25 protein-coding genes and 4 pseudogenes are annotated in these 25190 nt (G+C 51.8%); 15 read left to right on the forward strand and 14 right to left on the reverse strand.

Annotation, left to right across the window (positions count from 1 at the left end; all coding sequences use genetic code 11):
* The first annotated feature begins 321 nt into the window (after positions 1–321).
* The 4 genes from DAQ1742_RS14855 to DAQ1742_RS14870 are packed head-to-tail and all read left to right on the forward strand — an operon-like array spanning position 322 to position 3282.
* Positions 322–1557: a SpoIIE family protein phosphatase gene (locus DAQ1742_RS14855; RefSeq protein WP_035340432.1), complete on the forward strand. Its 1236-nt coding sequence runs from the start codon at positions 322–324 to the stop codon at positions 1555–1557.
* A gap of 24 nt (positions 1558–1581) precedes the next feature.
* Positions 1582–2133, forward strand: a complete 552-nt coding sequence (locus tag DAQ1742_RS14860) for a SiaB family protein kinase (RefSeq protein WP_035340431.1) — start codon at positions 1582–1584, stop codon at positions 2131–2133.
* Positions 2134–2135: 2 nt separating this feature from the next.
* Complete coding sequence (locus DAQ1742_RS14865) at positions 2136–2552, forward strand: DUF1987 domain-containing protein (RefSeq protein ID WP_035340430.1); 417 nt, start codon at positions 2136–2138, stop codon at positions 2550–2552.
* A gap of 4 nt (positions 2553–2556) precedes the next feature.
* Positions 2557–3282 (forward strand): GGDEF domain-containing protein, encoded by a 726-nt coding sequence (locus tag DAQ1742_RS14870; RefSeq protein WP_035340429.1) that lies wholly within the window; start codon positions 2557–2559, stop codon positions 3280–3282.
* Between the two features lie 64 nt (positions 3283–3346).
* On the opposite strand, the gene DAQ1742_RS14875 is transcribed toward DAQ1742_RS14870, so the two are convergent.
* Positions 3347–3685, reverse strand: coding sequence for a zinc ribbon domain-containing protein YjdM (locus DAQ1742_RS14875; protein WP_035340428.1), 339 nt, complete (start codon positions 3683–3685; stop codon positions 3347–3349).
* Positions 3686–4059: 374 nt separating this feature from the next.
* On the opposite strand from DAQ1742_RS14875, the gene DAQ1742_RS14880 reads away from it, so the two are divergent.
* The gene (locus DAQ1742_RS14880; RefSeq protein ID WP_035340426.1) at positions 4060–5298 is read left to right on the forward strand and encodes an MFS transporter; all 1239 of its coding nucleotides are present in this window, start codon (positions 4060–4062) and stop codon (positions 5296–5298) included.
* 119 nt (positions 5299–5417) lie between these two features.
* On the opposite strand, the pseudogene DAQ1742_RS14885 reads toward DAQ1742_RS14880, so the two are convergent.
* From DAQ1742_RS14885 to DAQ1742_RS14920, 8 genes and pseudogenes are all read right to left on the reverse strand, one after another.
* Positions 5418–5638 (reverse strand): annotated as a pseudogene (locus tag DAQ1742_RS14885) (acyl carrier protein).
* A gap of 17 nt (positions 5639–5655) precedes the next feature.
* Positions 5656–7092, reverse strand: coding sequence for an AMP-binding protein (locus DAQ1742_RS14890; RefSeq protein WP_035340423.1), 1437 nt, complete (start codon positions 7090–7092; stop codon positions 5656–5658).
* The gene (locus DAQ1742_RS14895; RefSeq protein ID WP_035340421.1) at positions 7089–8207 is read right to left on the reverse strand and encodes a membrane-bound O-acyltransferase family protein; all 1119 of its coding nucleotides are present in this window, start codon (positions 8205–8207) and stop codon (positions 7089–7091) included. The genes DAQ1742_RS14890 and DAQ1742_RS14895 overlap by 4 nt, the downstream gene beginning before the upstream one ends.
* Before the next feature lie 126 nt (positions 8208–8333).
* Positions 8334–9473, reverse strand: coding sequence for a D-alanyl-lipoteichoic acid biosynthesis protein DltD (locus tag DAQ1742_RS14900; protein WP_035340419.1), 1140 nt, complete (start codon positions 9471–9473; stop codon positions 8334–8336).
* Positions 9474–9926: 453 nt separating this feature from the next.
* On the reverse strand, positions 9927–10106 hold the full coding sequence (locus tag DAQ1742_RS14905; RefSeq protein ID WP_145916161.1) for a hypothetical protein: 180 nt from the start codon (positions 10104–10106) through the stop codon (positions 9927–9929).
* Between the two features lie 327 nt (positions 10107–10433).
* Positions 10434–11078 (reverse strand): NADPH-dependent F420 reductase, encoded by a 645-nt coding sequence (locus DAQ1742_RS14910; RefSeq protein WP_035340417.1) that lies wholly within the window; start codon positions 11076–11078, stop codon positions 10434–10436.
* A 113-nt stretch (positions 11079–11191) separates the two neighbouring features.
* The gene (locus tag DAQ1742_RS14915; protein ID WP_035340415.1) at positions 11192–12031 is read right to left on the reverse strand and encodes a pirin family protein; all 840 of its coding nucleotides are present in this window, start codon (positions 12029–12031) and stop codon (positions 11192–11194) included.
* Positions 12028–12612 carry an NADPH-dependent FMN reductase gene (locus DAQ1742_RS14920; RefSeq protein WP_035340413.1) on the reverse strand — a complete coding sequence of 195 codons (585 nt, stop codon included), beginning with the start codon at positions 12610–12612 and terminating at the stop codon, positions 12028–12030. The genes DAQ1742_RS14915 and DAQ1742_RS14920 overlap by 4 nt, the downstream gene beginning before the upstream one ends.
* 72 nt (positions 12613–12684) lie before the next feature.
* On the opposite strand from DAQ1742_RS14920, the gene DAQ1742_RS14925 reads away from it, so the two are divergent.
* Together DAQ1742_RS14925 and DAQ1742_RS14930 are read left to right on the forward strand one after the other, a co-directional pair.
* Entirely contained in the window at positions 12685–13623 is a 939-nt protein-coding gene (locus DAQ1742_RS14925; RefSeq protein WP_232046513.1) for a LysR family transcriptional regulator, read from the forward strand.
* Positions 13624–13771: 148 nt separating this feature from the next.
* Positions 13772–13932, forward strand: a pseudogene (locus DAQ1742_RS14930) (IS3 family transposase); the annotation flags it as partial.
* A 218-nt stretch (positions 13933–14150) separates the two neighbouring features.
* On the opposite strand, the gene DAQ1742_RS14935 reads toward DAQ1742_RS14930, so the two are convergent.
* Entirely contained in the window at positions 14151–14867 is a 717-nt protein-coding gene (locus DAQ1742_RS14935; RefSeq protein ID WP_035340408.1) for a GNAT family N-acetyltransferase, read from the reverse strand.
* A 378-nt stretch (positions 14868–15245) separates the two neighbouring features.
* Between DAQ1742_RS14935 and DAQ1742_RS20900 the strand changes: the two are divergent.
* Positions 15246–15482 (forward strand): annotated as a pseudogene (locus tag DAQ1742_RS20900) (MmcQ/YjbR family DNA-binding protein); the annotation flags it as partial.
* A gap of 150 nt (positions 15483–15632) precedes the next feature.
* Here DAQ1742_RS20900 and DAQ1742_RS14945 read toward each other — a convergent pair.
* A protein-coding gene (locus DAQ1742_RS14945; RefSeq protein WP_145916160.1) for an IS5 family transposase occupies positions 15633–16477 on the reverse strand; the annotation gives its coding sequence in 2 pieces (ribosomal slippage) (positions 15633–16132 and positions 16132–16477; 846 coding nt in all).
* A 103-nt stretch (positions 16478–16580) separates the two neighbouring features.
* Positions 16581–17444: an NmrA family NAD(P)-binding protein gene (locus DAQ1742_RS14950; RefSeq protein WP_035340404.1), complete on the reverse strand. Its 864-nt coding sequence runs from the start codon at positions 17442–17444 to the stop codon at positions 16581–16583.
* 23 nt (positions 17445–17467) lie between these two features.
* Here DAQ1742_RS14950 and DAQ1742_RS14955 point away from each other — a divergent pair, with 23 nt between their 5' ends.
* The gene (locus tag DAQ1742_RS14955; protein ID WP_035340401.1) at positions 17468–18082 is read left to right on the forward strand and encodes a TetR/AcrR family transcriptional regulator; all 615 of its coding nucleotides are present in this window, start codon (positions 17468–17470) and stop codon (positions 18080–18082) included.
* Between the two features lie 179 nt (positions 18083–18261).
* Here DAQ1742_RS14955 and DAQ1742_RS14960 read toward each other — a convergent pair whose 3' ends face one another.
* Positions 18262–18834, reverse strand: coding sequence for a winged helix-turn-helix transcriptional regulator (locus DAQ1742_RS14960; protein ID WP_197731761.1), 573 nt, complete (start codon positions 18832–18834; stop codon positions 18262–18264).
* Between the two features lie 267 nt (positions 18835–19101).
* On the opposite strand from DAQ1742_RS14960, the gene DAQ1742_RS14965 reads away from it, so the two are divergent.
* From DAQ1742_RS14965 to DAQ1742_RS14990, 6 genes are all read left to right on the forward strand, one after another.
* Entirely contained in the window at positions 19102–20085 is a 984-nt protein-coding gene (locus tag DAQ1742_RS14965; RefSeq protein ID WP_035340398.1) for an MBL fold metallo-hydrolase, read from the forward strand.
* An 8-nt stretch (positions 20086–20093) separates the two neighbouring features.
* Complete coding sequence (locus DAQ1742_RS14970) at positions 20094–20987, forward strand: alpha/beta hydrolase (RefSeq protein WP_035340396.1); 894 nt, start codon at positions 20094–20096, stop codon at positions 20985–20987.
* 81 nt (positions 20988–21068) lie between these two features.
* Entirely contained in the window at positions 21069–21479 is a 411-nt protein-coding gene (locus DAQ1742_RS14975; RefSeq protein ID WP_035340394.1) for a hypothetical protein, read from the forward strand.
* 49 nt (positions 21480–21528) lie between these two features.
* Complete coding sequence (locus DAQ1742_RS14980; RefSeq protein ID WP_035340392.1) at positions 21529–21942, forward strand: tautomerase family protein; 414 nt, start codon at positions 21529–21531, stop codon at positions 21940–21942.
* Between the two features lie 227 nt (positions 21943–22169).
* Positions 22170–22787 carry a flavin reductase family protein gene (locus tag DAQ1742_RS14985; protein ID WP_035340389.1) on the forward strand — a complete coding sequence of 206 codons (618 nt, stop codon included), beginning with the start codon at positions 22170–22172 and terminating at the stop codon, positions 22785–22787.
* Positions 22788–23091: 304 nt separating this feature from the next.
* Complete coding sequence (locus tag DAQ1742_RS14990; protein WP_035340387.1) at positions 23092–23985, forward strand: MBL fold metallo-hydrolase; 894 nt, start codon at positions 23092–23094, stop codon at positions 23983–23985.
* A 135-nt stretch (positions 23986–24120) separates the two neighbouring features.
* On the opposite strand, the pseudogene DAQ1742_RS14995 reads toward DAQ1742_RS14990, so the two are convergent.
* Positions 24121–24985: pseudogene (locus DAQ1742_RS14995) on the reverse strand (tyrosine-type recombinase/integrase); the annotation flags it as partial.
* Between the last annotated feature and the right edge of the window lie 205 nt (positions 24986–25190).

Below are 25190 nucleotides of genomic sequence, written 5' to 3' on the forward strand. Positions count from 1 at the left end.
GCTGCCTTATGTTTCATTCTCTCCTCTTATATCCAGCTAGCGGATATGGAGAGCAGCACATTTAGCGCGAAGAAAAGGCAAAACGACCTGTAAAATATATCGGCCATTTTCTTTTTTCATTAATACGAAAAAAGCATAAAAACGCTCACAAAACGAGCCGGAGGGAAATATTTACTCATCACTGTAAAGGTAACACTAACAATTTCTTAGCATTTCCTCCGCACATTAACGATATTCTTACCCCTTTATTGATTGTCATATTTTCGTCACACCCCACTGTTAATTTGGCGCTAGTCTATTTTTCAAGAAAGACAAGCCAAAATGAGCGCATTACCCCCACAGGAGCACCGGCTGCGTGTCGTTCCCTTTCCAAGCGCACGCGATCTCTGTATCACCACGCCGGATGTTTCGCCCACAACAGACAACGCCACTGTATTGCAGCTATTTAGCCGCCATAAAGATTTGGTCAGTCTGCCTGTTGTGGAAGCCGGGAGGCCGTTTGGCTTGATTAACCGCCACAGTTTTCTGTCACAGATGGCCAGACCGTACTATCGGGAACTGTATGACAGAAAAAGCTGTATTGCTTTTATGGATAAAACGCCGCTGATTGTCGAAGCCGCCTCCTCACTCAGTGATGTTGCTGACAAAGCCGTTATCAGTGGCGATCGCTTTCTGGCTGATGGTTTTATTATTACTGAACATGGCCGCTACCTCGGCATTGGTCTGGGCATCGACCTGTTTAGGATAGTCTCCGACACGCATGTTCGCCAGCATCAGCAAATCATTCAAAGCATTGAATATGCGAGCGTTATTCAAAACGCCATGCTCAGGCCATTTCGGCAGGCGATGGCCGCGACATTACAAGACTGGTGCCTGACATGGGAACCGCGCGACTGCGTTGGAGGAGACTGTTACGGCTTTCGCCGATATGCGCAAGGCTGGTTAATGGTTATCGCTGACTGTACCGGCCACGGTGTACCGGGTGCATTCATGACCATTATCTTTAACTCCGCCCTGGAACAGGCGCTGGCTCAGCACCGCCCCGATGAACCGGGTCAGGTGCTGGCCGCCATTAATCGCTATATTAAAGATACGCTGGGGCAAAAAGAGGAATACCACGCTTCTCCTTCTGCTTCCGATGATGGTTGCGATGCGCTGGTGGTATATCTGAATACGGACACACAGACCCTCTCTTGGGCCAGTGCACGAATGATGGCTTTTCTTATTGAGGCATCCAGTGGTGAACTGTTGACACTTGATAACGATCGTATGGGCATCGGCTACACCGATACACCTTATGACTACCGCTGGCCCAGTTATCAACGCCCTCTGCTATCACAGGATCTGTTTTTCACCACCACAGATGGCCTGCCCGACCAGATAGGTGCCGAACGCCCGGCCAAATTTGGCAAACGACGCCTGCAAAACCTGTTGTTGCGATTCAGCGCCCTGCCCATGAACCAACTTGCCGGGCAATTATTACAACAGCATTACGCCTGGCAAGGTTGCCAGCAACGCCGGGATGACCTGACTTTTTGGGGATTCAGGCACCCGTAATGATGAACCAGATGAAACCAGAACATGTCCCATAGCACAGATACCGAATTTATCGATCTCTCACAGCAGCAACATATCGCTCTGTATTACGTAGGGTATTTCTCACAAAACATCGTCTGCTCACTGGCAGAAACGGTGCGATTACAACTGGAGAAACGCTGCGTACCACCAGCAATACGGCGCAGGCTGTTCTCAAGCTTTATTGAAATGGCACAGAACATCATTCACTACTCCGCCTGCGCGCTCAATCCGGAGACGCAGAATAATGAAATTCGCCACGGGTCAGTCTGCATTGGCGTTGAAGCGGGCAAATATTTTTTGCTCAGTGCCAATCGCGTCTCTGCAACGGATATCAACACACTGCGTGGTCGCCTGGAAGTGCTGGGCACCATGACCAGTGACGAGATCCGGCTGGCCTATAAAGCCTCCTTGCGGGAAGCGACGCCTGCATCCAGCAAAGGGGCTGATATTGGGCTACTGACCGTTGCCCGCGATGCCAGCGAACCGCTGCAATTCACCTTTCGTGACGACGCAACCACCGGGCTTGCCACGTTCTACCTGAAGGCGGTGATTTAATCATGACAGACATAATTACAACAGATAACTTGCATATTGTCGGCACTGCCAGTACGCCAACTGTCGATTTTCGCTTTGATACACATCAGCTTTCGCTGTCCGGTGAGTCTTACCCGGAAAACGCAGCCGCTTTTTACGGCCCGTTGATTGAACGCATTCAGCATTACCTGCGCGGCTGTTTAGGCGGCGATAATCCCCCTACCCGCATCGATGTTCATGTCTCGCTGCTCTATTTCAACAGTTCCAGCACAAAGATGTTATTCAGCTTGTTTAATCACCTTAATCAGGCCGCAGCCCAGCAACTGGCTATTACCCTGCACTGGTATTACGACCAGGACGATGATATCGCGCAAGAGTTTGGCCAGGAGCTGAATATCGATTTCCCGGCACTGGATTTCAGCCCGCATATTCTGGAGTAGCCGTATGAGCCATTATGAATTGTTCACGCCTGAATATGACATCCTGCTCTCAATGCGTAATCTGGCAGCACAACCGGATATGCCCGCTGAGGTCTACCGGGAGAGCTTGATTATGCTGGCAGAGCATTATCAGCGCCTGGTGCGGGAAACCCATCGCCTGATTACCCGCAGTGACCGCGCCGAGCGAGAACTTACCCGGCTGAACAACCAGTTGCATCAGTTAGCTGTCGAACTGGAGTATAAAGCTACGCATGACCCGCTGACCGATGTCTTCAACCGTAGCGCGATTATTGATTTGGTCGATCACGCACTGGAACAGGATCAGGCGGCATTGATAGTGCTGGATATCGACCATTTTAAGCAGGTCAACGATGCTTACGGCCACCCGACCGGTGATGCCGTCATCTGTGCCTTAATTGCCCGTATCCGAGAAGTGCTCCAAGGTAAAGGCAGCATTGGCCGGGTTGGCGGTGAAGAGTTCACTATTTTACTGGATGGCCACACGCTTATGGCCGCCGTTGATGTCGCAGAACAAATTCATGCCAGTTTGAACCAGACTGTTTTGCAAACCCTGCCACACCATCCTGTCACAGCCAGTTTCGGCGTCAGCTGGGCACCGATGCACACCCGATTCGACACCCTCTATGGCACGGCAGACGCAGCGCTCTATCAGGCCAAACACCAAGGGCGCAACCGGGTGGAGTACATACCGATTGATACAGCCAGCTAGCCACCCTGGTTAGCATCACGCTTTGGAAAATACGCTGGCAGGCGGATGCGGCCAGCGCAACGCATCAGTTCTTTTTCACAAATTCAGATTTCAGTTTCATCGGGCCGAAACCGTCAATCTTGCAATCAATATTATGGTCGCCTTCTACCAGGCGAATCCCCTTTACACGAGTGCCGATTTTCAACACCGACGAACTTCCTTTAACTTTCAAATCTTTAATAACGGTTACCGAATCACCGTCAGCCAGCAGGTTGCCGTTCGCATCACGTACCACCAACCCTTCTTCCTGCTCGCTGTCATGTTGTGCCGACCACACATGGCCACACTCCGGGCAATTGAGCATAGCATCATCCTGCCAGGTGTATTCAGACTGGCATTTAGGGCAAGCGGGCAACTGTTGCATAAAAATCCTCGTTAAAATCCAATAAAATTAAATAAAAATTATATATATCAATGAATAAAAAATTCAGTATTTATTATTTTATCGCTTCACCACCGTTTCGGATAGCCTAAAGAGACTCAAAAAACTGCAATTCATGTTTTAAACTCACGAAGTAACTCAATTAACTCAATATTATTACCACCTGGCTCGAATACCAATCAGCCTGAAAGCACCAAAATAAACGTTACATTTTTCTTACATTCAAGATGAAAAACTACCATTCTCCCTGCGCATAACTTGGTTACACTAAGGGGCAAATCCGGCCAGTGCGAAACCTGTCACCTTCTGGCGGGAGCAAACCACTGCACCTATCACTCTCGTATTGGATAACCACCGTGGAAACCGTCTCACCATTAAAAAACACCACTTTTTTATATTTTTGGTCCGGGCAAATTGCCTCTTCGTTTGCGTTTCAAATGCTGGTCGTCGGTATTGGCTGGCAAATGTACGACCTGACCAACAGTGCCATGAATCTCGGCCTGGTCGGATTAGCACAATTTTTGCCACAGTTGGCCTTAACTCTGGTGGCCGGACACACCGTAGACCAGTACAACCGCCGTCTGATTATTTTGTGCTGCCGCCTGATGATGGCAGCCACCGTCATGGTACTGGCAATCGGCAATCTCACTCACACCATCAGCGCGGGTATGATCTACTGTTGCTCGGCGCTGTTAGGGGCCACTCGCGCGTTTGAAATGCCAGCGACTCAGGCGTTACTGCCAAACCTGATTGCACCTGCCATGCTGTCTCGTGCGGTCGCACTCATGGCATCAGCCCGTGAAGCCACCGTGATTGCAGGCCCGGCGCTAGGCGGGTTGATTTATCTGCTCGGCCCCACGACACTCTACGCCAGCAGTGTAGCCGGCCTGTTGCTGTCGTTTTTGCTCTTGCTCAATTTGCGTTATGCCTACAAAGCGCCAACGCGCGCGCCCGTCACGCTGGAAAACCTGTTTGGCGGCATGACGTTTATCCGCCGCAATCCGGTGATTTTCGGGTCTATCTCGTTAGATATGTTCGCCGTCTTGCTGGGCGGAGCCACCGCCCTGTTACCGATCGTCGCCAAAGACATTCTGCACACCGGCGCGTGGGGGCTTGGGCTACTGCGCTGTGCCCCGGCGCTGGGCGCGGTGTTGATGTCGCTTTACTTAAGCCGCCGCCCGCTCACCCGCCATGTTGGCAAAATTATGTTCGCCGCTGTTGCGCTCTTCGGTCTGGCAACCATTGCCTTTGGTTTATCCGGCAATCTGTTTGTTTCACTGTTTGCGCTGCTGATTCTGGGGGCATCGGACATGATCAGTGTGGTTATCCGCTCTACGCTGGTTCAACTGGAAACGCCTGATGAGATGCGGGGCCGGGTCAGTGCCGCCAACTCTATTTTTATCGGCACATCCAATCAACTGGGGGAGTTCGAGTCGGGTGTCACCGCCGCGTGGCTCGGCGTTGTCCCCGCCATTGTTCTCGGTGGCTGCGGCACACTGTTGGTGGTCGCGCTATGGATGAAATACTTCCCGATGCTGACACAGCGTCAGACGCTGGAAGCCGATGAAAAACCGCAGCCTGTTAGCGTACAATAAATCGCCTGATGACGCGGGCTGTCGATAACCGCTCAATTCTCAGGTTGACAGAAAAAAGCCTCTGGATGAAAACATCCAGAGGCTTTTTTCGCGCTCAAACACCCGTCGCAGTTTGAAGACTAGCCGCGGTTCTCTTCGATATAGCGAGCCAAATCTGCCGGGGTTTTCAGCACATTAGCGACTTCAGTCGGGGGATCATGCAGCCGTAAACATCCTGCACCTCCAGAACCAAATCCACCGCCAGAATAGAATCGAGGATATCAGACTCGATCAGCTCGTCGTTAAACCCGACTTTACGGGATAAGACCTTTTCAAACAGGGCGAGTATTTCTTGTTCCATAATTTTTCCTGATGTAATTAATTTGTGCGGGCATGGGAATCGAGCAATTTACGGTCGATTTTGCCGTTAGGATTCAGCGGCAACGCCTCTTTAATGATAATCTGCGACGGCACCATGTAGTGAGGAATCACTTTCGAAAGTGAGGTTTTAATCGTTTCAGGGGCTAAGTCCGTGACGCAGAAAGCCGCAAGACGCAAAACACCGCCACCGGATTTCATCAGCGGCAGGACAACGGCTTCATTGATGCCGTGCATCGCCAGCAGGCGATTTTCAATCTCGTTGATTTCGATGCGATAGCCATTGAGCTTGATCTGGCTGTCATTGCGCCCCTGGCAATAAATAAGCGGCCCTATCTCGTAGCCAAGGTCGCCTGTTCTGTAGCCGCGGTAGGCCTGCGTTTCCCGGTGCAGTAATTTTTCCGCGTTCTCCTGCGTCAGACCGAGGTAGCCACGCATCACATTCTTACCCCAGATAATCAGCTCGCCTTCTGCCGTAATTTCCATGCTGGAATCCGGCATCATGGTGCCGACCGGCAGCACATCATTTTCACTGTTCAGGATATCGTCGGTGATTTCGATGACGGTGGTCGCAATCGTTGCTTCCGTCGGGCCGTAAGAGTTCAGAATTTTGGCATGCGGGAAACGGCGACGCAGCTGTTTCACCAGCGCCTTGTTTAACACCTCGCCAATGAAGATAAAGACATTGAGCGCCGGTAAATATTCACTGTTGAACTGCGGGGAAAGCAAACGCTGGTAAGCAAAAGAAGGCGTGGAAACCCAAACGGAAACGTCATTGGTTTTCAGGCGATCCAGCCAGTTTTCTGCCGCGATATCCTCTTTGGCATTCAGCACGATATGCCCGCCGGTTGCCAGATTAGCCAGCAGTGGAATCAGGGAAAGATCAAAGCTGAATACCGCATGATTCATCAGCACTGGCACGTCGGGCAGCGAAAAATCCTGACGTACCCACTTCATGAAATGCCACAGGCTTTCGCGCCCGATCTGTACGCCTTTCGGTTTTCCGGTGCTGCCAGAGGTGAACATGATATAAGCGAGATCTTGTTCAGCCAGCACCTGCCCCGACTCCGCGGTTGCAATGAACTGCCTGGTTGCCACATCGTAATAGTAAGGCGCATTGGCTAACTGGCAGATCTCTTTGAGCCGCTCCTGAGGGTAGATGCAGTCCACCGGAATATACGGGATGTTATGCAGCAGGCAGCTATAGATAGCCACCGCAAACTCAGCCTGCTGATGTCCGTATAAAACCACGGGAGTTCCCGCAGGTTGCTGGCAATGCTGGTAGCGCTGCGACCAGTCTGTCACAGCTACAGAGAGCTGCTGCCAGGTAAGGGCCTCATCACTACCGCTAATCGCCAACTGATGTGGAGAAGCAGGTTCGATTAACGCTGCATTCAGGAAATCCTGAAGTTCGTAAAGTTCGGATTGAAGGTTCATAGAGGTGACATTCCGCTAAAAATGTAGAGGGAGGCCGAGGCGCTTGCCAGCGTCAAAACTCGTCCCAAAAACACAATAACCGGATAATGTAGCCAGTTACCGAACGTCTGACTGCGTTTGGCTGACCACTGTAACATATTGTGAGCAACAGAAATGACGCCAAACAGCGCGCCGCTGATGAGGTAATGTTGTTCTAATCCGTTCCATGCCCCCATACAAAACAGTGTGCAGAAGATACCGATGTTCTGCGCCAGCGTTTTGTTCTGGCGGAAAAAATCCAGCTTCATCAGATTCATATAAATCGGCATAAAAACTACGTCCCTCAGCCATTCAGACAGGCTGATGTGGAAACGTCGCCAAAAATCCTGCGGGTTTTTAGCCAGAATAGGCATATTGAAGTTCGCCGGAATCGTCAGGCCAAATAAACGACCGGCTCCAATCGCCATATTACTGTAACCCGCAAAGTCAAAGTAAAGATAAGCGCTATAGGCCAGTGACATCACCACCCCGACACTGAACGTAAACGGACGATGGCTCCAGGACTGAATCACCAGGCTGTCTATCAGCATGGCAAATAAGAATTTCTGGATAATACCAATAAAAATTTGCTCCATCGCCGGTAAAAACTGCTCACGGCTGATAGTAAAGGCTTTCTTATTAATATCATTGATCCATGCGCGCCAGCGATACATCGGGCCAGCCTGAATAATAAACGGCATAAAGAGATAGCAGAAATAATGCAGGAAATTTCGGCCATCTTTTTTGGTTCGGTAAAGCAGTACATCAACGGCGCGAAAGGTCATAAAAGAGAGACCAATCATCCCCCAGTGATTATTGAGATGTAGTTTCACCAAAAACAGTGGCAGCAGCGTCAGACTTACCGCCTGCCAGGTTTTCAGCCAGCCTTTCTCTTTTAATGAGACAAGAATATAAAAACTCAGGAAAACAGCTACGGGTACAATATAGTCACCCTGGAAAATATATCCCCAGCCTAATGCAACCAGCACGGAAATAGCAGATAAATAAGTCAGCCGGTAACCCAATACCCGATTAACCAGCGCAAACAGTAACGCTGATAAAAACAGAAAGAAAAAGAATGTTCCTGAGCCGTACATCATTCACCTGTCAGAATTTTTGATATTCAAAATGCGCTTTTAAACTCATGCTGTCATCAACAGAAGTCCACGCAACGATGGTGATCGCCAGAAAAAGATAAAGAAAGAAAAGGCGAATAGCGTGTTTCATCGTTTAAAACTCTCAGCAATAAAACGGTTCATCGCAACCCATGCCAGCTCAGTGGGATGCAGGCTATCCCAGTTCCAGCCATTCTGATAGGGCTGCGCATACATATCAAAATAGGGCACCTGATTTTCTTCCAGAACAGCCGTAATCTGACGATCGACGGGCCAGAACACATCAGTATTTTTAATCGACCAAGGGTTAATTGCATCGATAATGACCACGAACTGTACGTTGCGTTCTTTCAGAAGCTTGACCGTCGCCTTGAATGCCTGCATTTGCTTCTTGGCGGGTGGTTCGAGCCACTCATCTTGTGTCGGATCGCTTTCATAAACAGACTTATCCATCCATAACGTCTGGGCACTTTGCTGACGGGGCCGATTCAGCTCACGGGCATGCTCCAACGCTTTGTCCCAGTCTGGAGCCGGGTAAGCCGTTAGCTGAGGTGGCCACGGTTGGGCAGGTTGAGGGGCAAACTGTAGCCATGCCAGCCAGTCGTTTTTTATCATTTCGCAGAAAATCGCGAACTGATAACTCACTTCCTGCCAGATAATTGGCAAACGCCAACCGTAAATGCTCATTTGGTTGAAGGTTAAATGGCTTATCTCGTCTTCATCGATATGGCGTAAATAATCAACCAGGAAAGGGCGCGCCTGCTCATCTTCCATCAGCGGATTAAAAACAGGGGCCGGGAAGTTGTCAGCGAAAATCGCCGGGGGGATACCTTTTGAATAAAAGCTATCAGGAGCCAGCAACAAAACGACCTTACTGTTAGCGTTGAGGTCATTTTTAAAACGCGATAACAGTAAGAAATGAGTGATATTATCAATATAACTATCACCATAGGCAACAACCGGCCGATTTAACTGGTTATTAAAGTAATTATATAGCGCGTAATATTCATCTTCAGATGTAGAGATCTCTGAAGCCCCAAGCAGAAAAATGGCATTTCCCTGTAACGCATGGGAGATAGTGGCTATTTTTTCTTTCTGCTCTTTTGGTGTTCCTTCCATGGTTCTAATCAATGGCTGGAATTTCAGGGCCGGATCAACGCTTGTCACCAACGGGGGAACACAGAGCAACAGGACGGCCAGTGTGGCCATCATGATATGCAGGCAGAGAGTATTTTTGATTTTTCTCATAAAAGTAAAATTATATGACTTTTATTTGTTTAGGGTTTGTTAACTCTGTATGTTTACAGTAAATTGGTCACTGTTTTTTTGCGATACTATATACCAGGCTTATCGTTAATGATGAGTATTGCTGTGTAACGGTATGTACAGTGTTTGGCCTGTTATAGTAATAAACACCGGCTATCACACAGAAATGAATGACAAAAGGGTAAAAAAGACAATGTCGTTGTTATTTATGAGCCCTGTCGCGGCTTTCTGTCAGCGGTTTCTGTTGCACATGTAGCACCAGGCCCCCCACCCCGCTCGTGACCCTACTCAGCGCCAGCCTCGCCGCCGCCAGCGCCTTTTCCTTACGAGCCAGTTCACGTTAGCGTGGCTCATTTCTTACTGGCTCTGTTTGAGTGCAGCCTTGTCATTGGGCGAGAGTACCTGCCAAAACCGTGTTTTCATTGATGAATCGGCTCAGGATAAAGCTTTTTTACGGCAGTATTGCGCGAGTTCCGTTTCAGTGAGTGTAGCGGTTTCGATAATGACAGCCAGCGGGCCCCGGCTGACCAGTGGGTCTGTGGTTTTATCTGCACCCGGCACCGCCATTCCCTCGGGTTTCACCTTGTTACGCCAGCCACAGAGGGGAGCTTGCAATATCGCTTCCCGCGGTGCAACGGCGGTGGCGGCCATGTTGTAGGACGGCCGTCATTTAGCCTGTGTGGCGGATTTACATTCGGGTGAAATACGCATCATGCTCCGTTTCCGTCCTGTCATGAGTGTTTTGATGAAAGTAGGCCTGGAAACGGATGCTGGCACGGACAGAGCGCTCAATCTCGCGAGCGAGTCGTTTTTCGGGAATAGGATTTAACTGGCTGACGCGCTCCGCAGACTTGATGTGGCCGTCTCTGGTATACAGGTTGGTCGTTGCATAATCGATGAAAGAACGGGCGAGCTCCCCTCTGGAGCGCGCGCCCAGGATTATCAGATCTTGATGAAGTTGGCACCCGACAGGGGGCCAAACGGAAGCTGGGCCAGACGACCGCCGACATCCAGCGATCCCAGATCGACAGAGAAGTAGCCGATGGCATCCAGGATCTTCTTCACTTCCGCTTTCGCGGCCACGTCGTCGCCGGAGTAGAACTGCACGCGCTGGCCACCGGAAACCTCGGGCTGCCCCAGCACGTTCACATCCAGGTGGTTCAGCGCCTTGACCACGCGGGCACCCGGCACGAAATCACGGAAGACTTCGCTGGAGTACTTGCCACCGAGATCGATAGGCTTGATGCCATACGCAGCCAACGGATTGCTCGCATCGTTGCGTTCAGGCGAATCCAGGTCGAGGAAGGCGACGGGGTTGGTGCCATCGATGACGATGCGCCCATTCCAGTCAGGCAGGTCGGCCAGCGCCTGACCCAAGTCCACCCAACGCACCGCGATGAGGACAACGTCTGCGGCTGCGGCCTCTGCTACCGTACCCGCCTTGATAGAGGGCCCCAACTCAGCGACCAGCGATGCGAGCGACTCCGGTCCGCGGCGGGTCGAGATAATGGCCGACTGGCCGCTTTTTGCCAGGGCGCGTGCCACATTAGAGCCGAGACCGCCTGAGCCAATGATGCCGATAGTCATGATTCTTTCCTTTTTGATAAGAGGCCCGGGCTCGAATCGCTCGGCACCTGAAATGTTTGATTGAACACTAACGCCCCGACTTGAACGCGCAGGGCGGCCGAACGAAGCGGGCCTTAGGAAAGCCGCCCCGCCTTTTGCAACTCCTGCCTTATGCGCTCGATCCCGCTCTCGCCGCGGACCAGGGCCTCCTTGCTGGTGTGCACCGAGTAGTACCCCAACACCAGATCATGGGGATGGGGAACGGCCGACCCGAGCACAAAACTCGTATCTTCCTGCGCGACGAAGTCGATGGTTTCGCCGGAAGGTTCAAACCCCACGAGCTCGCCGGCCTCCATCGACTCGTCTGTAGTCAAACGCCCGGTCGCTAACGCTACCCACGTCACGGTATGGCCTTGCGGCGGCGTGTACGACCACTGTTCGCCCTTGCGCAGACGAACACCCAGATAGGTCATGCCTGCAGGCAGTTCCGCGGCACTGTGCGCCCCGCCATACTCGCCAGCCAGCACACGCGCAGGCCCCACCTGAGGCACTTGCGTCGGCGCGAGGTATTGGCTGCGCGCTGGCCCGTTTTCTTGCGCGGCAGGCAGCGCCACCCAGAGCTGGAAACCGCGCCCCATCTTCCCGCCGACTGGCGCGCCGGTATGCCATACCCCTCCGCCCGCCACCATCACTTCGACACCGCCTGCGGGCAGTACGCCGGCTTCGCCTGTTGAGTCCTCGTAGCGAATGTCCCCTTCATCCATGAAGGTCACAGTCGCGATGCCGGAGTGCGGATGCATTGCGAAATTCTGGTTGGTGCCATCGGGGCGGAAGTGCACCAGATCCAGGAATACGAAAGGTTTCAGATGTCTTCCCAGACCCGAGGGCGTCATCAGACGCGTGACGGAACCGTGCGTGGAGCCACGGGTACGGTACACGACCGAACGCCCCCGAGTTGCGAGTACGGCGCTCATGCAGCCCGCCTTGCGGACTTGAGTGCCTTGGCCCACCAGGCCAGGTCGTCCAGCATGTCGCCAGCTGCTTGTGCAAGATGCGGGAAGTCGCCAAACTGCTGGCCCTGCTGCCAGACGCCCATGAACTCCACCATGCCGATATGTACGGCATTGCGCACCGGCACCATCTGCAACTCGACCGCAACCAGTCGCAGTTGTTCAATGGCTCGCGCCGCGCCCACGCCGCCATAGCCGACGAAGGCGATCGGCTTGCGGGCGAATTCCTTGTACGCATAGTCGAAGGCATTTTTCAGCACGGCGGTCGGACCGTGGTTGTACTCTGGGGTCACGACGATCAGGCCATCGAAGGTATCAAGCTTCTGCGCCCAGCGTTGCGCTTCCACATTGCTCACCGGGCCCCAGGCAGGCGACACCGACTCCGCAAAATACGGTAGCGGATGGTCGCGTAAATCGACCAGCTCAACGCTCAGGTCTGTGCGTTGTTTGGCGATGTTGTGAATCCACTGCGCGGGCTTGTCGCCAAAACGGCCCTCTCGTGTAGAACCGATGATGATACCGATACGGGGTTGAGCAGCACTCATGACAAAGTCTCCAATGGTTGACGATGTATGTACTTTAATTCCCGCTCGCATTGATTGACTAGATGGTTTAATGTGATTGAACTCATCCATATTTATAACCAATTATCGATGCTAGACCTTAACCATGTAGCGATGTTCATCCACGTCGTGCGTTGCGGCAGCTTTGCCGAAGCCTCACGGCGTCTGGGCGTACCACCCAACACCCTCAGCCGCCGTGTACAGCAGCTGGAAGAACAACTCGGCACGCGCCTGATGCAACGCACGACCCGCCACCTGGCGCTCACGGCTGCGGGTCAGGCGTTTCATGACCGCTGCGCCAATGCTGTGGATGGGCTGTTCGACGCCGGCCGGGAATTGACCTCTGGCAGCGACGAGCCCAGTGGCCTGGTTCGGGTGGCCGCGCCAGCCGACTTTTTCGATTTCTTCCCCATGGAATGGATGAACGAATTCATGGCCGCATATCCACGGGTGCGCCTGGACTTCGTACTCAGCGACGGCAGGGCTGACTTGATCGCCGAGCGCATCGACGTGGCTGTCCGGGGAGGGATCCTCGAGGATTCAAGCTTCTTTGCGCGCAAGGTTTTTGACGAGGGGACGGATGGGTTGGTGGCCAGCCCGGCGTATCTGGCCGCACGAGGTACGCCTCAAACGTTGCAGGAGTTAGCCGACCATGATTGCCTGTTCTTCAGCCACCCCAGTGGCCAGGGGGTCTGGCGCTTGACAGCGGCAGACGGAAGCGAGAGCGAGGTACATGTGGCGGGACGCTTCAGCGCCAATACGGCGCAGGCTTTGCGCAAAGCGGCGCTGTCTGGTTTCGGTATTGCACTGCTCCCGTCTACCATAACCATAGACGGCCTCAAATCCGGCGCGCTCACGCGTGTGTTGCCGCAATACTCCCGGAAGGGCCACGGTTTGAATCTCGTGTACCCCAGTCGCCATCATCTGCCACCGGCGGTTTCGGCATTCATCGACATGGTCACGAACAAGTTAGTAAGCAGTGCAGCATGCTGACCCGAATATGATCTTACCCGCCATCAGTGGACACACGACTAAGTGGCTAAACTCTCAAGTAAGAGGTCATTACTGCTGACAAACCAGCAAAACATCCCGTAAACCAGGCACACTCGAATTCTGCGATGAAGCCCTGAAACTGGCTGCTGAACATGCGCGCCTCAAGCGGCAACAGGCAGAGCAGGCTGAAGAACTGGCTATTCTCCAAAAGGCCGCAACATACTTTGCAAAGCGCCTGAAATGAAGGTTGTCTTTATTGAAAAGCATCAGGCTGAGTTCAGTGTTAAAACCATGTGTCGGGTGCTTCGGGGGGATTACCAGATCCTGCTGAAACGGCATAATCTGCATGGCAGTATGATCCTGACCAAGACTTTATTACGCAATCAAGCTAAAAATGACTATCAATGTAGCATTCTGAACGAAACACGTTTCTGGCTATTTCTGCGTTAGAAATAGCCGTGTGTTGAATGGCATATATTGTTTAGATCGTTGGTAGACATTACTCATGCAACATAAGGTTTGATAGCCTAGCTTATTTTAACTTTCGCAATACAATCGGCTAGCTTGTCTATTTGTAGCCCTGATTCATCGAAATTTTCCGGAGCAAGCCAAGCGTCATAGGCTGCTCGAAATACTGCATATTCACTGTCTAGAAGGGAATACCAAGCAGTATCTCGATTTCGGCCCTTAGTTACCAGTAACTGTCGGAAGACACCTTCGCACGTAAAACCAAAACGTTCAGCTGCCGCTCTGGACGGTCCGTTCAATGAATCACATTTCCATTCCAATCGCCGATAGCCGAGATCTTCAAAAATATAGTTAAGTAACAGGGCCATGACTTCAGTCGAGAGCGGTGTACGTTGCATTCTGGGAGAATAGGCGACGTGGCCGATTTCTATCACACCATTCGCGGCATCAATACGCATCAAAGCTATAGTTCCAACCGCTTTTTCTGTTGATTGATCAATGACAGCATATTGAAACGGGTCACTGAGTTCTACCATACTAATCAAAAAATCTCGGTACTCATCGTAAGTATTAAACGGCCCATAAGGAAGATAAGTCCAATGACGAGCATCGGGACTTTCTTGGAATGCTTCGTATAATTCTTCGGCGTGCCGCTCTATATTGAGACGCTCCAATCGACAAAATCGCCCAATAAGGGGAGCTTGTTCGGGATGCTTTGCTGGTGTCCATCCTGGTAAAGCTCTGCCGATAGGTTGTTGAAATTCATTTAATCGCATTATCAGTTAACTTTCCTGTTTTGTATTGCTGGGTATAATCAACATAAAGGATCTCGGTATTATAAAAGAACCACTTTTATTAATTTTTATGGTACCTCTCGGATGATGAGCATTACAGTAGCGTATTGTCAGAATTGGAGTTTGACCGAAAGTGTTACTCAGGCAATAATTTCTTAGTCAGAGAAGAAAAACATAATACATATTGGTGACTGTGGTCAATATCTACTTTAAACAATAAGCACAAGACTAGATATATTTCAGAGCTACCAATGATGCTCATATGTTCTACAAAGAAATCGTGTTTCGCTACATAGTCACTGAATATGGCATTAACCGCTCTTTTCCCTGGGTCAAATACCCTGATATGCAGTATTTAGACACGAGGACAATCGTAAATGGTTCTGTCTTGCTATGATGGTTCCACGAACAAAGCCTGGCCTTAAAGGCGATGAGATGGTTGAAATTATCAATATCAATGCCCCACCTGAAATCATACGAAGTGTGAGATCATCCGCCATATTTTTACCTGCGCACCATAGGAATAAAGAACATTGGGTTACGATCCGCCTTGATGGCACGGTATCTAAAGAGGATGTTTTTCTTTTCTTAAATTAAAGCTACTACTTAATTAAGCGTTAAAAACTAATCGATAGGATGCTGGCCAGATAATACTCTTGATATGTCTGTGTCAATTAAGGTCAGGGCCGCTGTTGCAACCCTGTGCCAAAATCAGGCATTACAAACAATAAAGCCAGGCTGTGTCCCTTAACTTAACAACCGCTTCAAAAATAACCTGAACGCCCCCGGCTTTAGCATACTCAGGTAGTTTCTGGCTGTTTTCTCCGAGCGGGTGGCAATACGGCGATTTTCTTTGAGTATCGCAAAACAACGCTCCACGACATTGCGTTTTTTGTACAGGCGCGTATCGAGGGGCCGGCGTCCGTCCTGACTGGCCTTCTCATTCGATTTAAACGGAATAACCGCTTTTATTCTTTTTATTTTCAAATAAATGCGAAGACTGTTGCTTGAGTGACCCTTATCCGCCAGTACCGCTTTCGGACGTGATTTCAGATGCCCGCTTTTTCGGATAATCCCGACCCGGTTAAGCAGGGTTTCCGCGTATCGGCTTTCGTGGGTCTGTCCGCCGCTCAGGCAAAAACTTAAGGGTAATCCTGTGCCATCTGTCACCAGATGGATTTTGGTGCCAAAGCCGCCGCGTGAGCGACCCAGCCCATGGTCCTCGTGTTCATCGGGATGTTTTTTTTCGCACCAGCGGCCGCGTTCAGGGCGCGAACGTTACTGCCATCCAGCGCGATAACATCCCAGTCAATCAGCGCGCTCTCATCCAGAATATGGAGTAATTTATTGAAAATGCTGTTTATTATTCCGGCTTTAGACCACCGATTGAAGCGGTTGTAAAGGGTTTTCCAGTGACCATAACGCTCAGGTAAATCCCGCCACGGTGCGCCGGAGCAAAGCCCCCAAAATATACCATTCATGACATGCCGGTGAGCAACGTAAGGATGCCCGCCTCTGGAAGAGCCTCTTTCAGGTGGCAGCATGGGAGAAATCAGCGCCCAGGCTTCATCGGGAAAATCATAACGAGCCAAATTAAAGCACTTCTTGTGATGAAATCATGTCCCTGATTGTACAAAAAACAGTTACGGGACACACCCTAGCGTAACAGGGAGGTTAAGGGACACCTCTGGTCTTTTACCTAAAGAACTCAATGTTTTCCTTAAGCCAGTCAGAAAGCTCACGCGGGGCTGAGCCGGTTAGTTCTTCGACCGTCAGGGTTCGCTCTATCAGTACTGACTGATTGAATATTTGATCCAGTCCAACCAGCAGTTCTGCAACGAATGAAGGCAGGCCTTCAGCCAGTAACGCAGCACGCTGTTCCTCGGGTGAGCGGTCCATATAGGTGACCGTACGACCTAAAAGATCGGATAATGTCTTTGCAACCTCATGCATTGTCCAGGTTCGTGGGCCTGTAAGGTGATAAGCACGCCGGGAGTTATCCGCTACTTTTTCAAGTAGCGCTACACGTGCAACATCGGCTATATCCCGAACGTCAATCAGATTGACACGCCCCTTACCTGCTGCGCCTGCCCAGGTTCCAGCAGCGACATGTCTGCCAGCACGCTTGAGTACATCCATGAAAGTCGTCGGTCTCAATACGGTTGAGGCTACAGGTTGTTGGGCCAGATGAGCCTCTATCGCGGCATGCCACGCAAAAGGATTGGCGAGCGTCGCGGGTCCCATTACGGAAAGTTTAACAATATGGCGTACGCCTGTTTTTACCGCTGCATCAATGAGTGCTATCTCATTAGCCACCTGTTGAAGGGATGTACCATGGGAGATAAAAAGCGTATCGACCCCCACAAGCCCCATTTCTAACGTTGAAGGCTTATCAAAATCCACAACCGCAAATGATATTCTGTCGGAAATATTTTCAGGTTCTTTTTGACGCGTGAGTGAAATAATCTCCACGGGATCTGATGAAAGCTTATTGATTAAGTGTGAACCGACCCGACCTGTCGCGCCTGCAACAGCGATACGCAATCCTGGTGCGATCATTCCAGATTGTCAACGGAGGATTTATGAGCGGTAAACCGCAATACGATGAAAATGCCGTGCTAAATGCAGCGATTGATGTTTTCTGGGGGCATGGTTATGCAAACGCATCCATCAGCGACCTTACTGAAGCCACTGGCCTGTCCCGGTCGAGCCTTTATCAGCGTTTTGGGGATAAGGACGGGCTATTCAATGAGTGCCTCAGGCTGTATACGGGCCGCGTCCTGACACGCATGAATTCAATTCAATCTGAATCTTCAAGAGTGAGGGTTGAAGCATTGCTGCGTGAATTCCTTCCTGACCGCGCTGGAGCAAGCCACCGCAAAGGTTGCCTGCTGTCTCGCAGCCTCACTGAGCAGGCAGACCTTACACCCGAAGGAAAAATAACTACGAATGTAGGCATTTGCCAACAGCGACAGGTATTTTTAAACATTTTGGCGCAAGGGCAATTAGCGGGTGAAATCGCGGAGGATGTCGATCTGGAACTGCTGGCCTGGTATTACTTTGGCATTCTGCAGTCGGTTGTCAATCTGCCTTCAGCCGGAGCAAGCCGACAGACGCTTTCACAACTCATTGATATTTCAATGTCGGCCTGGCCAAAGAGCGAGATTACCCATCCAGATTCTGACGGGATAACCTGAATCGGTATCATCAAAAATATCAGGCCCCGCACTTACCGGAGTGTAAAACCAGAAATTGCCGGCGCGTCAGCAGGCAACGTTGTGCCTGAACAACACATCTGAGTGCTCCACCGTTTCTCATTTCATCTCAGCAGCCTGATCAAACCGCCACCTGACGGCTTCAACTTCAGGCTATTTATTCAACGTCCATTAGTGTCGTTCACGGAATGGTTGCTGCAAGGTCCGGCTGCCATCGGGATGTATGCCATGGCGCAAAGATGAGTCCTAACGATCGATTGCCTCCTCCTCGTCGTCGGCGCTGAGTTCGGCCAAAACTGAGCGCGCCGGACGCGGTGCACCGAGATGCAGGTAACGGAGTTCATCCATAAAGGCACGCCAAAATGAGGGCCCCCCCTTTCCAGCCGCTCCGCACGCAAAGACGCTTCCTTGCTAGCTTGCGTATGCCGAAGACCCCAGGCAGCCATCTGTGCGAGCAGAGGTACAAGCTGTATGGCCGCTTCCGTAAGGCTGTAGATCCCTTTCTGATGATGATTCGGATCCGGACATCGTGTCAGCAGGCCTGACGCGGTCAAGTGCTTCAGCCGACTTGCGAGAATGTTAGTGGCGATGCCTTCCTGATTTTGCTCCAGCAGGGTGCCATAACTGCGTCGGTTCTCGAACATGACATCGCGGATAACGATCAGGCTCCAGCGGTCGCCTATCTGTTCAAGCGTCAGGTTGATCGGGCAGCCCGATCGTCTTGTTTGTGGCACAGCGATCCTCCTTAAATTTCTACTTGCATTATGCAAGTTTCACAAATACCATTCAACCACTTGCATTTTGCAAGTAATACGATTCCTGACGGATCAACAGAGAAATCGAACATGTGTGTGGCTTTCACCACGGATTATTCCGGCAATTCAGTAGTGCGGGTGGCCGGAAAGGTGGCAACAACGACATGGCACGATGAACCGCGTTCCGCGAAAGGTCATTACGTATTGACGTACCTATCTCACTACACACAAAGGTTAGGAAACACGATGAAATTCTCCACTATCAGTTCGCGTACCCTGCTCGCGGTATCGTTAGCATTCGCCGGCACTCTGGTTGCTGTCGCACCGGCCCAGGCTGTAGCGCCAATGCAGCACAAGCAAGTTGCGGGCTTCTATCGCACGATGATTGGCGACTATGAAGTCACCGCGCTCTATGACGGCGGCGGCGGCATTGACTCCAGCCTCCTGCATGGCGATCCGGCGCTCATCCAGTCCCTCCTGGCGCGCTCCTTCCAAAATGATCCCAAGAAAGTCTCGGCCACCGTCCAGGGCTTCCTCGTCAATACCGGCTCCAGGCTCGTTCTGATCGATACGGGCGCAGGCGGCCACTGGGGCCCTCCCACGCTGGGTAAGCTCGTGCAGAACCTAAAAGCCTCCGGCTACCAGCCGGAGCAGGTTGACCTGGTGCTGCTGACCCATCTTCACGGTGACCATGCCGGCGGGATCTACAAAGACGGCAAACGCGTCTTTCCGAATGCGACCGTGATGATGAAGAAGGCCGACGCCGACTTCTGGCTGTCGAAGGACATCATGGCCAAGGCCCCGGAAGATGCAAAGATCTTCTTCCAAATCGCACAAGATGGCGCAGCACCTTACATGGCTGCTGGCAAATGGAAGCCGTACGAAGGCATGGACGAAATCGTCCCCGGCATCACACCGTATGCCATTCCCGGCCACACGCCCGGTCACACCGGCTACATGATTTCCTCGAAAGGTCAGTCGCTGCTGGTCTGGGGCGACGTCGCTCATGTTGGGGCCGTCCAGATGCCGCACCCGGAAGTCAGCATCGCCTTTGACTCAGACAGCGCATCGGCTGTCAAAACGCGTGAAGCCCTGCTGGTGAAACTCGCTGCGGACAAGACAATGATTGCCGCCGCCCACATGCCATTTCCTGGCCTGGGCCGTCTTCGCCAGGCCGACACCGGCGTGGGTTACGACTGGGTTCCGGCAACCTTCCTTGACGTGAAGTGAGGTGAATCATGAACTACGACTCATCTTCCATCCGCACGCTCCGCGAAGCGATGTTCGCCTTCAACATTGCGCATCCGGTACGCACCATCGAGACCCTGCGCGTCGACATGGAGGCCATTTCACAGGCGAACCCGCCGGCGGCTGACCTGACAGTCGAGCCAACCGAACTCGGTGGCGTCGCTGCGGTGGCGATTACGGCTCCCGGCGCGTCCAAAGACCGCGTCATCTACCATCTCCACGGTGGTGGCTGGGTAGCGGGTTCTCCTGCCTCGCATTTGGGCATGCTCGGAGAGCTGTCTCGAGCGGCAAAGTCCCAGGTCATCGTTCTGGACCACGCCAGGGCACCCGAGCACCCCTTCCCGGCGTCCTACGACGAGTCCATTTGCGGCTACGAAGCAGTACGTGCGCTTGGCAAACCGTTCGCCGTGACCGGAGACTCCAGTGGCGGTGGCATGGCTCTCAACGTTCTTGCCTACGCCTCCTCAAAGGGCCACAAGGACGCGCGAGCCGCGCTACTCATTAGCCCATGGGCAGACTTAACGCTGACGCTACCCTCGTTAACGCAGTTGGCCGACCGCGACCCAATGGTCAACGCGAGCGCGATGCGGGAGATGGTCGAGGCGTACGCGGGCAACCACGACTTGAAGGATCCGCGCATCTCACCCCTGTTCGCCGACATGCACGGTTTTCCTCCACTGCTCATCCATGTCGGGAGCGACGAAATACTTCTCGACGACGCGCTTGAAATTGACCGGAAGGTGCGCGCAGCCGGCGGTGAGTCGCACCTTGAGGTCTGGCCGGAGATGCTCCACGTCTGGCACATTCAGACAGCCTCTTTGCCTCAGGCCCACGACGCGCTGCAGCGAGCCGGCGAGTTTCTCATCGGGCACCTCGATAAATAGCCCGCGCACACTCTGCGAAGACGCAGACACTCAATAGAAGATTGTAATGATTACTGACAAGACATCAGACAGGAGATGGTAATGACTACGGATACCAGTGCGCCGGGAACGGCATGGATGCAAATCGTCATGAAGAAAGGCACGAGCGACTTCGCGAAGTCGTTCACCGCTGACGTCAGCCTTCAGACCTCAGCCCTCAGCCAGGCCGTGGTCGGCCCGACACTCATCGGGGCGTTCTTTGCCGCGACGAGCACGATGTACGAACACTTCGTGTTCACTGCAGAGACTGTCGACGGTGCGAAGACGTACCTTGAGTGGGATGCCATCCACGCTGGCAAACCGATCGTCGGCATCACCCTGCTCACTCGGAATGAGTCCGGCCTCATCAACAACATCAAGCTCTTCCAAAGCCCGTTTGCCGTCGTTCGTGAGTTCTCATCTGGCCTCAGGGAGCGACTCGAAGGAACACTCGGTCAGGACTTCTTTAGCTAAGGGAAAACAGCGCCTCATTAACCTGAACAACACAACCGAGGAAACACTCATGCCAATATTTCACGCCCACATTCCGGCTCAAAAGTTCTCTGGCGACGAGAAGCGGGCTCTGGCAGATGCCTTGAATCTCGCGCTTCATGAAGCCATGGACACGCCTATGGATGATCGATTCATCATCATCAGTGAGCACAAGGAGGATGAATTCTTCATCCATCCAACTTTTCCTAACTTGAAGAGATCCGACAAGCGCATGCTCATAACGGTGACGTCCGGTACGAGCAGGACGGTGGAGCAGAAACGCAAGCTCGCGGAGTTGGTCACCCGATACGCAGTAGAAAAAGTTGGCGTCAGCCAGGACGATGTCACCCTTATAATGCAGGCCATTCCCCTGGAGAACATGAGCTTCGGCGGTGGAAAGCTGGTCTCTGACATCAACCTTTCTATGCCGTGGGTAAACAAGTAAGAAAGACAAAGCTACCCTGTTCTTGAAATCGGGGCAGCGAATTTGACTTGAAATGGGTGTCTCGTTGTTTCTCAGGCGCGGGGCTCATGCGGCTCCGCCGACACCGTTCTCCCGACGGGTATCAGGATGATTACGGCCACCGCTCCGACCCAGGTGCAGCGAACGCGCACCGAGCCGGAGGCGTTGGAGGCCGCATTCCTTACGCCCGTCGCCAAAGAGGTAAAGCTATGACCGACTGGCATTTCTATGAACCGGCGCAGGGACATTCCCTGCGTCACGATCCGCTCAACGCCATCGTCGCTCCGCGACCGATCGGCTGGATCAGCACAGTCTCAAACGACGGCGTGCGCAACCTTGCGCCCTACAGCTTCTTCAACCTGTTCAACTACAAACCGCCGATCATCGGCTTTTGCTCGCTGGGTGCGAAAGACTCACTCGCCAACGCACGAGACACCGGCGAATTCGTCTGGAATCTGGCGACGCGAGAGCTCGCCGAGGCGATGAACGCCTGCGCGGCGATGGTGCCATCGAACGTCGATGAGTTCGCGTTGGCCAAGCTGGAGACTCTGCCTTCTGCCAAAGTGCGGCCATCGCGCGTTGCGGCCAGCCCAGTGCAGTTCGAGTGCGTGGTCACCCAGATCGTGCAGCTTGAAGCGCTGGGCGGCGCAGAGCTCCCAGCGTGGCTGGTATTGGGCGAAGCAGTAGCGATCCACATTGACCGGAAGTTGATCAAGGACGGCGTGTACCAGACTGCGCAGGCGCGCCCGATCCTGCGCGGCGGTGGGCCGGCCGACTACTTCGAAATCGGCACGGAACAACTCTTCAAGCTTGAGCGACCGGGTTGATTGATTTGGCGTCGAGCAAGATCGTGCACTCAGCGATTCATCTCCGACCGCTCAATGGCGTCCCGAGATCTTTCGCGGAACTCGGTCGCCACCTGCAAGGCAAGATCGACGCCAGTCACTTCAACGGAGCCGCCTGACATCCTTCTATAAGAAGAACGCCTATTTTTCAACGTACCGATACCGCCGATTCGGCAGCTTCGCCCATGTTAATCAGTTATGGAATCGGCAACAGGCCAAAGACCTTGACATCTTGTACTCATCGTTCCATGATGATTCTGTGAAAACAATTATATAGGAACGTTATATGTATATGAAAATAAATGGAATTATAAAAAACCTCCTGATACTTTGTACCCTTACTCTCTCAGCTGGAGCCGTTTTCGCCAGCCAATCAGTCAACGTTTCCGATCTGACTTTTCATGTATTCACTTCAGAAGACGATGGTTTTTTTGATAACTCGGTGATTGTTGAGGGGGATAAAGAACTCCTGCTGATTGACGCACAACTTACTCGAGCGAATGCGCTTAAAGTCCTCGATTTGATACGATCGCTCAAAAAGAATCTTAAGCAGATTTATATCACTCACGAACATGCTGACCATTTTTTGGGGTTGGAGGTCTTCAAGGAGGCTTTTCCACAAGTGGAGATTTTAGCTAACCCTAAGGTCGCGAGCCGTATAGATGAGGTATACAAGGCCAAGCTTGAAAAGTGGCATGGGATACTGTCGTCAAAGGCTGCTACCCGTGAAATTCCCATAACCAGATACGATGGAGACCAACTCAGTATTGAAGGTAAAAAAATTGAAATTCATAAACATCTTCAAGGGGATACTGATGAGAACTCCTACCTTTGGTTCCCAAAAGAGCGTGTCGCGGTAGTCGGTGACATGGCCTATGACCAAATGCACGTCTATACCGTCGAAACGACGCCTGAGGGCCGAAAACGCTGGATTCAAAATCTCGATGCACTTGCAAAACAAAACCCTGAAATCGTTATCCCAGGGCATAATTTTCCGAATAAAAAACTTGACGCCTACAGTGCAATTTATTTCACAAAACAATATCTTTTGGTTTTTGAAGAACAACTTTCCAAATCAAACAGTCGCGCCGAATTTCAAAACCGCATGAAAATAAAATATCCAGATGCAGAGCTTTTCTTTAGCGTAGAAAGAGCCTCCGCTAAGTTTTTAAATCAATAACTTTTATCACAATTATACCCAAAATAATTCGAGTTGCAGGACAACACCACGCATTGCGTTTTGAATAACGCAATGCGTTGGCCCGTAAGACGAGGCCAATTGATGGGCCAGGTATCCCCGTAAACGGCGTCTGCCGTCCCTCCACGCCATGTTACATGGCCTTACCGGTACGGCAGCCTGTCCACAACGTCAGACGAAGCACGTTTTTGATTGTCGGTGAAAAGGCTGAGCCTGGCAGTCACTGGAGAAACTTTTTCAGCTCAGCTTTACCCAAGACACGCGTGCCGCGATTATTGGTTAGCTTGATTCGAGTCTGACGGAGGCTGGATTTTGCCAACAGCGCGGGATTAGCAAAACTGCCATCAAAACGCCCCAAACCAATAGCGAACTCGTAGGCCAATGACAGATCCCGTAGAACGTTACCGGCTTGCACTTTTGCACCTCTGGCAACAATGCCATTGATAAGCGTAATCACGTCATTGCGTGTAATTTCAGAGGCATTATGATCGCCCAGCTTATCTACCGCATCGGCATACAGTGCTCTGGGCACCTCGTCCTGGCCTTTTTTCTTCCACGCTCCTGGCATGATTTTGCCGTCTCTGGTTTTGCGGTCCTCAATGCGCGCAGTCAGATAGAGTTCAACCAAACCCTGAACAGTTAACTCAGGCACTTTGGTCTGTTCAGCCTCGATTGCACGAAGCTGCTTTTCCTGCTTGAGCTCTGATGCAGGACACCGACCTTCCTGACGAAGCAGCTTTAATTCGTTGAGTTTAAGACGGGCAGCGGCGAGTGAAGTCTGAGGGAAGTTACCAATTTTGACCTGAGCAAGTTTTCCAGTCACAGGGCTCGTGTAGCAGTAGAAAAAAGACTTCACCCCGGTTGCACCACAGGAGATGCGTAAACCCCGATTTTCGCCAATATCAGCTTTATTTTTATCACCCGGCTTCATTATTTCCACCGCTTTAAACGAAAGTGGCTTTCCCTCTTGTTTTCCTGCCATAAAGACTTCGTTATCATGCTATGCACGTATTCATGAGCAAAATGCAGGTTGTACTGTATGTGGTTATATTCTACTGCCCCGGCCAGACCGGCTGCATTTTAACCTGCTGCTAACGGTAGGGTTTCATGAACCCCATGAGACTGCATGACACTTAATAAGAACAATAAAATCATTCACTCATTCAAATTCAAGAAAATGGACATCA

Source organism: Dickeya aquatica (assembly GCF_900095885.1).
GTDB classification, from domain to species: Bacteria; Pseudomonadota; Gammaproteobacteria; order Enterobacterales; family Enterobacteriaceae; genus Dickeya; species Dickeya aquatica.